The sequence below is a fragment of the Ottowia beijingensis genome, from assembly GCF_013423955.1.
In the GTDB taxonomy this organism is placed as follows: domain Bacteria; phylum Pseudomonadota; class Gammaproteobacteria; order Burkholderiales; family Burkholderiaceae_C; genus Ottowia; species Ottowia beijingensis.
Map to the genome: position 1 here is coordinate 163,076 of NZ_JACCKX010000001.1, position 13,839 is coordinate 176,914.

General features: G+C 68.6%; 10 protein-coding genes and 3 pseudogenes. 9 read left to right on the forward strand and 4 right to left on the reverse strand.

All coding sequences use genetic code 11. The annotated features are described in order from the left end of the window. Positions 1 to 57: 57 nt before the first annotated feature. Positions 58 to 1,533, reverse strand: coding sequence for an MFS transporter (locus H0I39_RS00840; RefSeq protein ID WP_180549241.1), 1,476 nt, complete (start codon positions 1,531 to 1,533; stop codon positions 58 to 60). Positions 1,534 to 1,882: 349 nt separating this feature from the next. On the opposite strand from H0I39_RS00840, the gene H0I39_RS00845 reads away from it, so the two are divergent. From H0I39_RS00845 to H0I39_RS00870, 6 genes and pseudogenes are all read left to right on the forward strand, one after another. Then, positions 1,883 to 2,914 carry an LLM class flavin-dependent oxidoreductase gene (locus tag H0I39_RS00845; protein WP_180549242.1) on the forward strand — a complete coding sequence of 344 codons (1,032 nt, stop codon included), beginning with the start codon at positions 1,883 to 1,885 and terminating at the stop codon, positions 2,912 to 2,914. After that, positions 2,911 to 3,252 carry a hypothetical protein gene (locus H0I39_RS00850; RefSeq protein WP_180549243.1) on the forward strand — a complete coding sequence of 114 codons (342 nt, stop codon included), beginning with the start codon at positions 2,911 to 2,913 and terminating at the stop codon, positions 3,250 to 3,252. The genes H0I39_RS00845 and H0I39_RS00850 overlap by 4 nt, the downstream gene beginning before the upstream one ends. Before the next feature lie 55 nt (positions 3,253 to 3,307). Then, positions 3,308 to 3,927 (forward strand): annotated as a pseudogene (locus H0I39_RS00855) (DUF938 domain-containing protein). 61 nt (positions 3,928 to 3,988) lie between these two features. After that, positions 3,989 to 4,591, forward strand: a pseudogene (gene gmk / locus H0I39_RS00860) (guanylate kinase); the annotation flags it as partial. 40 nt (positions 4,592 to 4,631) lie between these two features. Continuing rightward, complete coding sequence (rpoZ, locus tag H0I39_RS00865; protein ID WP_180551632.1) at positions 4,632 to 4,832, forward strand: DNA-directed RNA polymerase subunit omega; 201 nt, start codon at positions 4,632 to 4,634, stop codon at positions 4,830 to 4,832. 136 nt (positions 4,833 to 4,968) lie between these two features. Next, positions 4,969 to 7,188, forward strand: a complete 2,220-nt coding sequence (locus H0I39_RS00870) for a RelA/SpoT family protein (protein ID WP_257645538.1) — start codon at positions 4,969 to 4,971, stop codon at positions 7,186 to 7,188. Between the two features lie 119 nt (positions 7,189 to 7,307). Here the strand turns inward: H0I39_RS00870 and greB are convergent, their stop codons facing one another. Further along, positions 7,308 to 7,874 (reverse strand): transcription elongation factor GreB, encoded by a 567-nt coding sequence (greB, locus tag H0I39_RS00875; RefSeq protein WP_180549245.1) that lies wholly within the window; start codon positions 7,872 to 7,874, stop codon positions 7,308 to 7,310. 30 nt (positions 7,875 to 7,904) lie between these two features. Then, a complete protein-coding gene (locus tag H0I39_RS00880; protein WP_180549246.1) occupies positions 7,905 to 8,267 on the reverse strand; it encodes a hypothetical protein in 363 nt (120 codons plus the stop codon). A gap of 171 nt (positions 8,268 to 8,438) precedes the next feature. Here H0I39_RS00880 and mutS point away from each other — a divergent pair. After that, positions 8,439 to 11,080 (forward strand): annotated as a pseudogene (gene mutS, locus H0I39_RS00885) (DNA mismatch repair protein MutS). Between the two features lie 32 nt (positions 11,081 to 11,112). Next, positions 11,113 to 11,940, forward strand: coding sequence for a proteasome-type protease (locus H0I39_RS00890; RefSeq protein ID WP_180549247.1), 828 nt, complete (start codon positions 11,113 to 11,115; stop codon positions 11,938 to 11,940). 3 nt (positions 11,941 to 11,943) lie between these two features. Here H0I39_RS00890 and H0I39_RS00895 read toward each other — a convergent pair whose 3' ends face one another. Further along, positions 11,944 to 12,798 carry a CPBP family intramembrane glutamic endopeptidase gene (locus H0I39_RS00895; RefSeq protein WP_180549248.1) on the reverse strand — a complete coding sequence of 285 codons (855 nt, stop codon included), beginning with the start codon at positions 12,796 to 12,798 and terminating at the stop codon, positions 11,944 to 11,946. Between the two features lie 104 nt (positions 12,799 to 12,902). Here H0I39_RS00895 and H0I39_RS00900 point away from each other — a divergent pair, with 104 nt between their 5' ends. Continuing rightward, positions 12,903 to 13,727, forward strand: coding sequence for an alpha/beta fold hydrolase (locus H0I39_RS00900; protein WP_180549249.1), 825 nt, complete (start codon positions 12,903 to 12,905; stop codon positions 13,725 to 13,727). Positions 13,728 to 13,839: the final 112 nt, after the last annotated feature.

Consider the following 13,839-nt stretch of genomic DNA (forward strand, 5'->3'; position numbering starts at 1 on the left):
TGGAATCGATGTTTATGGAATGGGCTCGCGCCATGGCGGCGCGAGCCGGTCAGGCCATCAGGCCTTCTTGCCTTTCGGGATGGTGAGCATGATCGAGATCATGGCGAACACCACCATCAGCAGGTTGAAGCCGAGGGCGATGATGGCGGCCTCGCGGATGGCCACGTTGTCCTGGCGGCCGACGAAGGTGATCACGCCTTCCAGCCAGTGGATGCTGTCGTTGTTGGCGCGCAGGGCCGTGAAGATGGCCGCCGAGATGGCCACGCCGAAGGCGCCACCGAGCGAAGAAGCCATCTTGTAGATGCCCGAGCCCGAGCCGGCCTGTGCGGCGGGCAGGTTGGACAGCGCGGCGTCGGTCGAAGGCGTGGCGTAGAAGGCCAGGCCAATGCCGAACAGGATGTAGGCGATCACGGCCAGAACCTTGTAGTCGCCCAGCATGAGGTTGGTGGGCATCAGCAGGATGATCGACAGGCCCGTGATCAGGCAACCCCACATCATGGGTTTGCGCGAGCCGAAGCGCTGCAGCAACTTTTCACCCACGCGTATGAAGGCGATGATGGCGATGGCGTAGCCCAGCGTCAGCATGCCGGCCTGTTGCGCGTTCATGTTGCCACCCAGCTGCACCAGCTGCAGCGACACGATCAGCATGCCGGCCACGCCGTTGAGCATGAAGTTGGAGATGGTGGCGCCGGTGAAGATCTTGTTGTCGAACAGCTTGAAGTCGATGAACGGCTTGCCGGCCTTGCCTTCGGCCATGAAGAACAGCACGCCAGCCACCACGGTCAAGGCAGCAGCCGTCAGGATGAAGGGGCTCGTCCAGCCGAGCTTGTTGCCTTGCGTGATCACGATCTGCAGGCCCACCATGCCGACCATGAAGGTCACGATGCCGGCCAAGTCAAGCGTGGCGTTGCCGTCGCTGTCGACCTTGCTCTCGGGCGTGCCGCGGATCATCAGCATGCCCAGCACGGACACCGCCGCACAGGCAAAGAAGATCGAGCGCCAGCCGAAGTTCTGCGTCATCAGGCCGCCGAACAGCGCGCACAGGCCCGAGCCGCCCCACGAGCCGATCGACCACATCGACACCGCACGCTGGCGTTCGGCGCCGTCCCAATAGGTCTTCACCAAGGCCAGGCTGGCGGGCATGATGCAGGCCGCCGACACGCCCTGGATGGCGCGGCCGAGCATCAGGAACGGGGTGGACATGGCGCCCGTGGGCGTCAGGGCGATCATCAGCGCACCCACGATGCTGAGGATGAAACCCAGGTTCATGATGCGCACGCGCCCGATGCGGTCGGCCAGGCCGCCCATCACCACGATGAACATCCCCGAGAACAGGGACGTGATGGCCACGGCGATGTTCATCAGGTTGGCCTCGATGCCGAGGTCCTTCTGCATGTCGGGCGCGATGTTGAGCGTGGTCTGGGCAAACAGCCAGAACGCGATCACGCCCATGATCATGCCGAACAGCAGCTTGTCGTTGCCCTTGAAGGCGACGGCCTGGCTATTGCCGGCGGAAGCGGCGACGGTACTCATGTGTGAATCTCCTCGATTCGGTTTCAGACAAGGGGCGAGAAGCGGCAGGACGCCGCAGGGGCACAGGGCAAACAAGGCAGTCGAGCGCCGGGGACGCTGGCTGCGGTTCGGTCGGTGGCTGATGGCATCTGAAGGGCTCCCCTCTTGACAAGTTGAACTATTCAACAGTTGAAATGTTACGACCATCAGTTGCAATCTTCAACTTTCAGCCGCTGCTTCTTTGACGTGCATCAAACCGAGTGTGGCCGGCAAAAATGACAGCTGTTGCGGCCCGGCGACGATGGTCGGCAGCCGGCGCACTGCCCACCCACCGCCTGCAGGCCGGGCGCGAACGCACCACAATACGGGCATGACCAAAGCACTGAAAGACATCGCCTTCTCCATGCTCGACCTGGTGCCGGTGCGCGAGGGCCACAGCGTGGCCGACGCGCTGGCCGTGTCGCTGCAGACCGCGCAGCACGCCGAGCGCCTGGGCTTCACCCGTTACTGGCTGGCCGAGCACCACAACATGGCGGGCATCGCCAGTTCGGCCACCGCCGTGCTGGTGGGCCACATTGCCGGCGGCACGCAGCGCATCCGCGTCGGCTCGGGCGGGGTGATGCTGCCCAACCACCCGCCGCTGACGGTGGCCGAGAGCTTCGGTACCCTGGCCGAGCTGTACCCCGGCCGCATCGACCTGGGCCTGGGTCGCGCCCCCGGCACCGACCCGATGACCATGCGCGCGCTGCGCCGCGACCGCGTGGAGACGGTGGACGACTTCCCGCGCGACGTGGCCGAGCTGCAGCACCTGCTGGGCGAGCCCAGGGCGGGCCAGAAGCTGATCGCCAACCCCGGCGCCGGCACGCAGGTGCCCATCTGGCTGCTGGGCTCCAGCCTGTTCAGCGCCCAGCTGGCGGCCGAGCGCGGCCTGCCCTACGCCTTCGCCTCGCATTTCGCGCCGGCCATGCTGCTGCAGGCGATCGAGGTGTACCGGCGCGGCTTCAAGCCCTCGGCCCAGTGCGAAAAGCCTTACGTGATGATCGGCGTGCCGCTGGTGGCCGCGCCCAGCGACGCGGAAGCCACCTACCTGGCCAGCAGCATCTTCCAGCGCGTGCTGGGCATCCTGCGTGGCGCGCGCGGGCTGCTGCAGCCGCCGCAGGAGGGCTTCTTCGAGCGCCTGAGCGCGCAGGAGAAGGCCGGCATCGCCGACTTCCTGGCCTGCGCCGTCATCGGCTCGCCAGACACCGTGCGCCAGGGCCTGCAGGCGCTGGCCGCCGAGACCGGCTGCGACGAGATGATCTTCACCTGCGACCTCTACGACCCGGCGCTGCGCCTGCGCTCGCTCGACATCGCCGCCCAGGTGCGCCAGGGCGGCGTGACGGCCAGCACCACGGGCGCATGAAGCAGGCCGGCCCGCGCGCGGCCCTGTGCGCAGTGCTGCTCGCGTCCACCTGGCTGGCCGAAGGTTGCGCCGTGGCCAGCGCCACCGCCGGTGCCGCCATCTCGGTCACCGGCGCGGTGGTGTCCACCGGCGTCAGCCTGACGGGCAAGGCGATCGGTGCGGGCATCGATGCCATGTCGTCGAAGCCGGACGAGGCCGACGGCAGCGGCATCGTCATCCGCGAACGCATGGCACCGGCGCCCGAGGCGGCGCCACGCTGCACCCCATCACGGGCGATGCCGCCCCTGCCGAGGGGATGGTGCACTGCCGCTGACCACGGATCACTACACTTTATATAGCTGCTTGCGCTTACTGGATAAGCGCCAGAGGCCAAAAACACCTGAAACCCATCACATGCCCACCCTGCCCCACAGCCCCGCCGCCGAGCGCAACCAGGGCCCCATCCTGGCCGTGCTGCGCGGCCTGCTGGGCGCCGAAGGCCGGGCGCTGGAGATTGCCAGCGGCACCGGCCAGCACGTCGCGCATTTCGCCGCCGCCCTGCCCGGCTGGCACTGGCAACCGACCGACGTGGACGACGCAGGCTTCGGCACCATCCGTGGCTGGGCCTTGCAGACCGGCGCCACCAACGTCGCCCGGCCGCGGCGGCTGGATGTGCTGGACGCCCCTGGCCGTCCGACGGCGAGCCGTTTGCCGAGCCGTTCGACCTGGTCTACGCCGCCAACCTGCTGCACATCAGCCCCTGGCCTTGCTGCGCCGGGTTGATGGCCGGCGCCGCCCGTCACCTCGCGCCCGAGGGGCACCTGGTGGTGTACGGCCCCTTCATCGAGCACGGCGTGCCCACCGCCCCCAGCAACCTGGCCTTCGACGCCGACTTGCGCCGCCGCCGCCCCGCCTGGGGCTTGCGCCAGCTGGACGAGGTGCAGCGCACGGCGCAGGCGGCGGGGCTGCAGCTCACCCAGCGCCACGCCCTGCCGGCCAACAACCTGCTGCTGGTGTTCGGGCGCCATCGCTAAAATCCGCGCCATCGGGTGGCACGGCCACTCCTGAATCAATAGCTGCTCGCGCCCACCACCTATGGACCATCCTGGCAATCTCTTCGTCGTCGCTGCGCCCAGCGGATCGGGCAAATCCACCCTGGTCAATGCGCTGCTGGAGGTCGACGCCGGCGTGGCGCCCTCCATCTCGCACACCACGCGCGCGCCGCGCGGGCAAGAGAAGGACGGCCGCGAGTACTTCTTCATCAGCAACGAGGCGTTCGACGCCAAGATCGCCGCCGGCGACTTCCTCGAATGGGCGCTGGTGCACGGCAACCGCTACGGCACCTCGCGCCAGGCCATCGAGGCGCGCATCGCCGCCGGCGGCGACGTGGTGCTGGAGATCGACTGGCAGGGCGCGCTGCAGATCCAGAAGCTGTTTCCCGACGCCATCCTGGTGTTCGTGCTGCCGCCCAGCTGGGAAGAACTGCGCTCGCGCCTGACCCGCCGCGGCGAGGACGCGCCCGACGTGATCGAACTGCGGCTGGCCAATGCCCGCGAAGAGCTGGCGCAGGCCCAGCACTTCGACTTCGTTATAATCAATGAGGTATTTGAACGTGCGCTTTTCGACCTGAAAACCATTGTTCACGCGCAGCGCCTGCGCTACATCGCCCAGAAAAGCGCCCGCGCCGACACCTTCAAGCCCTCGGCATCGCCTGACACCTCCCGGAGAGACCGCCCCCATGGCCCGCATCACTGTCGAAGACTGCCTCGAGCAGATCCCCAACCGTTTCCAGCTGGTGCTGGCCGCCACCTACCGCGCCCGCATGCTGAGCCAGGGCCACACGCCCAAGATCGAAACGCGCAACAAACCCGGCGTGACCGCGCTGCGCGAGATCGCCGCCGGCAAGGTGGGCCTGGAAATGCTCAAGAAAGTGCCCTGAAAGTTACCGAGCACCGCTCAACGGCTGCCAGCGCCTGTCGCTTCCAGCCCAGCAAAGGCGCCCCGCGGGCGCCTTTCTCGTTGCAGCTGCACAAATTGGTGACAGCCCGGTTAAATTAGGGGCCATGGGATCCGTCATGCCGCCGATCATCGAGCAGCCCATGGCCGCCGCCAACGCCGCCGCTGCCAGCTTTGCCGCACTCGAGGCCAAGCTCGATTACCTGGATCCGGCCGACGTCGAACTGGTGCGCCGCGCCTACCGCTTTGCCGACCAGGCGCATCTGGGCCAGTTGCGCCACAGCGGCGAGCCCTACATCACCCACCCCATCGCCGTGGCGGCGCAATGCACCGAATGGAAGCTGGACGCCCACGCCCTGATGGCCGCGCTGCTGCACGACGCGATGGAAGACTGCGGCGTGACCAAGGCCGACCTGGTGGAGGAGTTCGGCGCCCCGGTGGCCGAGCTGGTCGATGGCCTCACCAAGCTCGACAAATTGCAGTTCAGCACGCGCGAGGAAGGCCAGGCCGAATCCTTCCGCAAGATGCTGCTGGCCATGGCGCGCGACGTGCGCGTGATCCTGGTCAAGCTGGCCGACCGCCTGCACAACATGCGCACCATAGGCGACATGCCGCGCAGCAAATGGGGCCGCATCAGCACCGAAACCATCGAGATCTACGCCCCCATCGCCCACCGCCTGGGCCTGAACCAGGCCTACCGCGAGCTGCAGGACCTGGCCTTCCGCCACCTCAAGCCGTGGCGCTACGTGGTGCTGGCCAAGGCCGTGCACAAGGCGCGCCAGCGCCGGCGCGACCTGATCCAGAAGGTGCAGGCCGAGGTGCTGGCCGCGCTGACCGATGCCGGCCTGACGGCGCACATCATCGGCCGCGAGAAGACGCTCTACTCCATCTACCGCAAGATGGACGACAAGCACCTGTCGTTCGCGCAGGTGAACGATTTGTACGGCGTGCGCGTGGTGCTGCTCAACACCATCAGCTGCTACACCGCGCTGGGCCTGCTGCACCAGCTGTACAAGCCGGTGCCGGGCCGCTTCAAGGACTACATCGCCATCCCCAAGGTCAACGGCTACCAGTCGCTGCACACCACGCTGGTGGGGCCGGCCAGCATCAACATCGAGTTCCAGATCCGCACCGACGCCATGGACCTGGTGGCCGAGGCCGGCGTGGCCGCGCACTGGCTGTACAAGGCCGGCAAGACCGAGGGCGGCGACGAGCTGGGCACCAAGTGGCTGCAGTCGCTGCTCGACATCCAGAACGAGACGCGCGACGCCACCGAGTTCTGGGAGCACATCAAGGTCGATCTCGTGCCCGACGCGGTCTACATGTTCACGCCCAAGGGCCAGATCATGGCGCTGCCGCAGGGCGCCACGGTGGTCGATTTCGCCTACGCCATCCACAGCAACATCGGTGACCACGCCGTGGCCGCCAAGGTCAATGGCGAGCAGGTGCCGCTGCGCACCGAGCTGCACAACGGCGACGTGATCGAGATCATCACCGCGCCCGTCTCCACCCCCAACCCGGCGTGGCTGGGCTTCGTGCGCACAGGCCGCGCTCGCTCGCGCATCCGCAGTCACCTGAAGGGGCTGGCGCAGAACGAGTCGCGCGAACTGGGCGAGAAGCTGCTGGCGCAGGCGCTGCGCGCCGAAGGCGTGGGCCAGCCGCCCGGCCAGGAGGAAACCGACAAGCCGCTGTGGGACAAGCTGCTGCGCTTCACCGGCAACCGCACGCGCGAGGAAATGATGACCGACATCGGCCTGGGCAAGCGCAGCGCCAACATGGTGGCCAAGCGCCTGGTCACCATGCTGGCGGCCAGCGGCGTGCGGCCCGACGCGCTGATGCTGACCCACGCGCGCTACACGGCGCACGAGAACCTGTCGCAAGGCGCCGTGATCCTGGACGGCGCGCCCAACACCACGGTGAAGTACGCCACCTGCTGCCGCCCCATCCCCGGCGACGGCGTGCTGGGCTACCTGGGCCGCGGCGAAGGCCTGGTGGTGCACACCGACGACTGCGCCGTGGCGCGCCGCCTGCAGAACAAGGACGCCGAGCGCTTCATCACCGTGGCCTGGGCCGACGAGCCGGTGCGCAACTTCGAGGTCGGCGTGGTCGTCACCGTGGTCAACGGCAAGGGCGTGCTGGCCCGCGTGGCCGCCGCCATGGCCGCGGCCGAGGCCGACATCGTGCACATGGGCATGACCGACGAAGCCGCGCAGGACGCGCTGGACCTGCGCTTCGTCATCACCGTGCGCGACCGCGAGCACCTCGACACCGTGCTGCGCCACCTGCGGCGCACGCAGTCGGTGCTGCGCGCGGCGCGCATCATGCCGGCGGCGGGTTGATTCCGCACATACTCCCCAACTACCTGGCCGCTAGCGCCCGTGTGACGGGCGCAACAAGCCTATACTCCCCATGAGATGTTCGGCGGAGAGAATTCCCACGCAGCCTGCAGCCTGCGTCGCTACGCCGGCCCGGCCGGCGCCGGGTACGCCACCGCCAGCACCTCGATCTCCTTCACGCCCGCGGGCGTCGGCAGTTGCAGCACGTCGCCCACGCGCGCGCGCAGCAGGGTGCGGGCGATGGGGCTGATCCAACTCACCTCGCCCTGGCTGTTGTCCACCTCGTCGATGCCCTTGATGGTGACGCTGCGCTCGGCGCTGTCGTCATCGGCATAGGTCACGCGCGCGCCGAAGAACACCTGCTCGCCGCCATGGTGCACGCTCGGGTCGGTCACCTCGGCCACCTCCAGCCGCTTGGTCAGAAAGCGGATGCGGCGGTCGATCTCGCGCAGGCGCTTCTTGCCGTACAGGTAGTCGCCGTTCTCGCTGCGGTCGCCGTTCTTGGCCGCCCAGTGCACGGTCTCCACCACCTTCGGCCGCTCGTCGTCGATCAGCGTCAGCAATTCGCCGCGCAGGCGCGCATAGCCCTGCGGCGTGATGTAGTTCTTGCCGCCCACAGGCAGCGGCGGCAGTGCGATGTCGTCATCATCGTCGCCGCCATCGGTCTCGCGGGTGAAGGCCTTGCTCACGGATCGAGCCCTTCCTGCCTCAAGCCATGGTCACGATGGCTTGCCCTGGGTGTAGAAGCTGCCCACGAAGGGCGTGCTGGGCAGCGTCAGGCGGGCGCCGCCTCTGCCGTGCGCACGCCCATCGGCTGGCTGGCGCGGGGGCTTTTGCAGCAGGCGTTCGATCGCGGCCACGCTGGTGTTCTTGGGCGCGGCCGTCTCGACGGCGCCGAAGGTCTCGGTCCACAGGCCATGCAGTTCGTCCCAGGTCAGGTCGGGCATGCCCGAAACCTTCTGGCGGTTCAGCCAGTGGCGCCAGCACGGCGTGTGGTAGCTCGCGTCCTGCATGCAAATCGATTCGCCGTCGTAGTTCGGCCATTCGGGGAGGGTGATGTTTCCTTTGATTTCGTGACTCATGCCCCCACATATAGGGGCACTTGTCCCGATTTCAAACCGGGCGGCTTTGTGTGGCTGCCAGACGCTGCCGCCGCGTGGCGCCACCGCCGGCGCGCAGCGTAAGATGCCGCGAAAAATCCACGCCGGTGGGCCGGCCACATCAGCGCCGGCCCCGCCCGGCCGGGCCGTGACATGAGCAGAGCCGTACCGCCAGAACCCACCCCCGCCGCACAAGCCCCCAGCGCCGGCGCCGCCCACACGCCGATGATGGCGCAGTATCTGCGCCTGAAGGCCGACTTCCCTGACACCCTGCTGTTCTACCGCATGGGTGACTTCTACGAGATGTTCTACGCCGACGCCGAACGAGCCGCGGCGCTGCTCGACATCACGCTCACCACGCGCGGCCAGTCGGCCGGGCAACCGATTCCGATGGCGGGCGTGCCCTTCCATTCGGTCGAAGGCTATCTGGCGCGCCTGATCAAGCTGGGCGAATCGGTGGCCATCTGCGAGCAGGTGGGCGACGTGGCCACCAGCAAAGGCCCGGTGGAGCGCAAGGTGGTGCGCGTGGTCACGCCCGGCACGCTGACAGACAGCGAACTGCTGAGCGACAAGAGCGAATCCATCCTGCTGGCCTTGCACGCGGGGCCACGCAACCGCTGCGGCCTGGCCTGGCTGGCGGTAACGCAGGGCCAGGTGCACCTGGCCGAATGCGCGGCCGACGAACTGCCCGGCTGGCTGGAGCGCGTGGCGCCCAGCGAGCTGCTGCTGCCCCAGGACGCCACGCCCGCCTTCGAGCAGCGCCTGAAGGACGTGCGCCCCGCCGCGGGCCGCGCACCCGCCCTCACCCACCGGCCCGAATTCCAGTTCGACGCCGCCCTGGGCCGCCGCAAGCTGCTGGCGCAGTTGCAGACCGCCAGCCTGGCCGCCTGGAACGCCGAAGACCTGCCCCACGCCCACGCCGCCGCCGCCGCGCTGCTCACGTATGCCGAGCACACGCAGGGCCGCGCGCTGACGCACGTGCGCGGCGTGATGGTCGAGCGGCCGGGTGAGCTAATCGACCTGCCCGCCACCACGCGCCGCAACCTGGAACTGGTACAGACGCTGCGCGGCGAGGACGCACCCACCGTGTTCTCGCTGCTCGACACCTGCATGACCGGCATGGGCAGCCGCCTGCTGAAAAGCTGGCTGCTGGCGCCCGCGCGCGACCGGGCCCAGGCCAGCGCGCGCCTGCAGGCCATCGGCGCGCTGCGCGACGACTTGTGGCAGAAGCTGCGCGCGCAGCTCAAGGGCACCAGCGACGTGGAGCGCATCAGCGCCCGCCTGGCCTTGAACCAGGTGCGCCCGCGCGAGTTGGTGGCGTTGCGCCACGCACTACAAAAACATGAGCTTCTGGCGCTGGTGGGACGGGCGCCAGAGCCACTTTGGCTCAAATCTCCGCCGACCTGGCACCGCCCGCCGAAGCGCTCGATCTGCTGCGCACCGCGCTGCTCGACGAACCCGCGGCGCTGATCCGCGACGGTGGCGTGATCGCGCCGGGGCTGGACGCCGAACTGGACGAACTGCGCGCCATCTCGGAAAACTGCGACGCCTTCCTGATCGACCTGGAAGCGCGCGAGCGCCAGCGCACCGGCATCCATAACCTGCGCGTGCAGTTCAACAAGGTGCACGGCTTCTACATCGAGGTCACGCAAGGCCAGGCCTCGAAAGTGCCCGACGACTACCGCCGCCGCCAGACGCTGAAGAACGCCGAGCGCTTCATCACGCCCGAACTCAAGGCCTTCGAGGACAAGGCCCTGAGCGCGCAGGAGCGCGCCCTGGCGCGCGAGAAATGGCTGTACGAGCACCTGCTGGCCGAACTGCAGCCGCACGTGCCGCAGCTCACCCGCTTTGCCCGCGCCATCGCGGCGCTGGATGCGCTGAGCGCGCTGGCCGAGCGCTCGCTCACGCTGAACTGGTGCGCGCCGCAATTCGTGCGCGAACCCTGCATCGAGATCCGCGCCGGCCGCCACCCGGTGGTCGAAGCGCGCCTGGCCGAGACCAGCGGCACGCCCTTCATCGCCAACGATACGGTGCTCGGCCCCAAGACCCGCATGCAGGTCATCACCGGCCCCAACATGGGTGGCAAGAGCACCTACATGCGGCAGGTGGCGCTGATCGTGCTGCTGGCGTCGATGGGCTCGTACGTGCCGGCGCAGAGCTGCCGCCTCGGCCCCATCGACGCCATCCACACCCGCATCGGCGCCGCCGACGACCTGGCCAACGCGCAGTCCACCTTCATGCTCGAGATGACCGAGGCGGCGCAGATCCTGCACACGGCCACGCGCGAATCGCTGGTGCTGATGGACGAGATCGGCCGCGGCACCAGCACCTTCGACGGCCTGGCGCTGGCCAGCGGCATCGCGGCGCAGCTGCACGACAGGCTGCAGTGCTTCACGCTGTTCGCCACGCACTATTTCGAGCTGACCGAGTTTCCGGGCACGCACCACGCGGCCGTCAACGTGCACGTGGCCGCCGCCGAAAGCGGTCACGACATCGTGTTCCTGCACGAGCTGCAGCCCGGCCCGGCCAGCCGCAGCTACGGCATCCAGGTGGCGCGACTGGCCGGCGTGCCGGCGCCGGTGGTCAACCATGCGCGGCATGTGCTGAGCGCGCTGGAGCAAGGCGCCAGCGCCAGCCAGGCACAGGTCGATCTGTTCGCGCCGCCGCCCGCCGCCGCGCCGGCCGAGCCCAGCGCCGTAGAATCCGCCCTCGCCCGCATCGACCCCGATGCCCTGAGCCCGCGCGACGCCCTGGACGCGCTTTACCAGCTCAAATCGCTTGCAGCCAAGGCCTGACGGGCGCAAGCAGCTACATACTCCATAGCAAAATGACCTACTGCTGCGCCATCAAAGTCAACGCAGGCATGGTGTTCCTGTCGGATTCGCGCACCAATGCGGGTGTCGACGCCATCAGCACCTTCCGCAAGATGCTGATCTACGAACGCGCCGGCGACCGCTTCATGGTGATGCTGTCGGCCGGCAACCTGTCGATCTCGCAGTCGGTGCGCGAGATCCTGCAGACCGAATCCGTGCGAGACCCGGAGAGCGGCGACCCGATCACGATCTGGAACGCCCGCAGCATGTTCGACGCCGCCCAGGTGCTGGGCGCGGCGGTGCGCCACATCAACCAGCGCGACGGCGCGGCGCTGCGGCAGGCGGGGCTCGAATTCAACGTGTCGCTGATCCTGGGCGGGCAGATCGCGGGTGAAGGCATGCGCCTGTTCCTGGTGTATTCGGCCGGCAACTTCATCGAGGCCACCACCGAGACGCCGTTCTTCCAGATCGGCGAATCGAAATACGGCAAGCCCGTGCTCGACCGCGTGGTCGAGCCCGAGATGCCGCTGGACGAAGCCACCAAGTGCGCGCTGGTGTCGATGGATTCGACCATGATGTCCAACCTGTCGGTCGGCCTGCCGCTCGACCTGGTGGTGTACGAAGCGGGTGCGCTGGCCAGCGACCGCGTGGTCTGCATCGACCAGGAGAACCCCTACTTCGAGATGCTGCACAAGAGCTGGGGCCAGCGCCTGCGCCAGGTGTTCGACAGCATCGAGGACCCGCAATGGAACGGCGAAGCGACCGACGTGCCGCTCAAGGTGTGCTCGACGCGCCACCCGCCGCTGAAGAAGATCACCCAGGCCGACGAGCGGCTGATCTGAATTTCAAGCCAAATCGGGCCGCAGCGCGCGCCGGTAAAGCGCTGCCAGCAACAGTATTGATAGCAAGGTGAGCAGCGGCCCGGCCCAGGCCAGGGCCTCGATCCAGGGCTGTGCCAGGCGCACATCGGGGTAGCGCGCCAGGCCCGTGGCCAGCGCCAGCGTGTTGTTCAGGCTGTGCAGCAGGATCGGCGCGCTGATCGAGCCCGTAAGCTCGTACGCCAGCACCAGCACCAGGCCCACGCCCACCAGTTGCCACAGTTGCTGGGCCTGCCCCTCGCCGCCGTGCGCCCAGGCAAACAGCCCGGCCGACACCGCCGCGCCCACGGCCACGCCCCAGCCCAGCGGCCCATGCCGCGCCAGGCCATCGCGCAGGCTGCGGTAGATGAGGCCGCGGAACAGCAGCTCCTCGCCCAGCGGTGCCAGGGCCACGATGCACAGCACCAGCGCCAGGTCGAACACCGTGTCGTGCCCCAGGCCGAAGCTGCGCATCACGGTGGCCGAGGCCTGCGCGGCGGCGGGGTCGACGGCCTCGATGGCCTCGACCACGGCGAAGGTGACCACCGCGAGCACCGCCACCACCACCGCCGTGCGCCACGGCCGCGCCGGCACCCAGCCCCAGTCTGCCGCCAGGGCGCGCCGGCCGATGGCCCACGGCACCGCCAGCGCCACCGCGATGAACATCAGGAACTGCGCCACCTGCCCCCACACGCCCACCCAGCCCAGCAGCACCAGCGCGAACAGCAGCCCCAGCGACAGCGCCACGCCCACCACCGCATACCACCAGCGCCAGTGGCCCACGGGCAGCGCGCTCCAGCGCGGTTGCGGGCGCGGGGGTGCGAAGGGCGGGCGACGTGGCATGGCGGGGTGGAAAGAAAGACGGCATTGAAACATGGCCGCAGCCAGCGCCCCGGCCGATGCGGTGTAATCCAGGGTTCGACCTTTCGCCTTGCAGTGTCTCGTTCATGTCCGCCATCGTCTTCTCTCACGGCAACAGCTTTCCGGCCAGCACCTACCGCGTCATGCTCGACAGCCTGCGCGCGCGCGGCTACCAGGTCAGCGCCATCGAGAAATACGGCCACGACCCCGCCTATCCCGTCACCGACAGCTGGCCGCACCTGGTGCGCCAGCTGGCCGACTTCGCCGCCCAGCGCCAGCAGGAAGCGGGCGGCCAGCCGCTGTGGCTGGTGGGCCATTCGCTGGGCGGCATCCTGAGCCTGATGTGCGCGGCGCGCCACCCCACGCTGGCGCGCGGCGTGCTGATGCTGGATTCGCCCCTCATCGCCGGCTGGCGCGCCGGCGCCATGGGCGTGGTCAAGCGCACGGCGCTGATGAAGCGCCTCTCGCCCAGCCTGGTCAGCCGCCGCCGGCGCGACCAGTGGGAAAGCCGCGAGGCCGTGTTCGAGCACTTCCGCGGCAAGAAGATGTTTGCCGCCTGGCACGAACAGGTGCTGCACGATTACGTCGACCACGGCACCTTCGACGCCGATGGCACCTGGCGCCTGGCCTTCGACCGCGAGGTCGAATCCGCCATCTACGACACGCTGCCGCACCAGATCGGCGCGCTCCTGCGCGAACACCCGCTGCAATGCCCGGTGGCCTTCGTCGGCGGCCTGGCCTCGGTCGAGATGAAGCAGGCGGGCGGACTGGATTCGATCGCCGAGCTCACGCAAGGCCGCGTGATGATGCTGGACGGCTCGCACCTGTTCCCCATGGAAAAGCCGCTGGCCACCGCCGCCGCCGTGGAAGCCAGCCTGCGCGGGCTGGACGATTCGGCGCGTGGCGTGTGAATGTCACGCTCTGGCGGCGCGAGGGCACCGCCGGCGGGGCCGTTGCGCGGCCCGCCACCCTGGAATCGGCTGTGATGATTTCGTATGACTTCCGGCGTGCCGTTTGGCACCC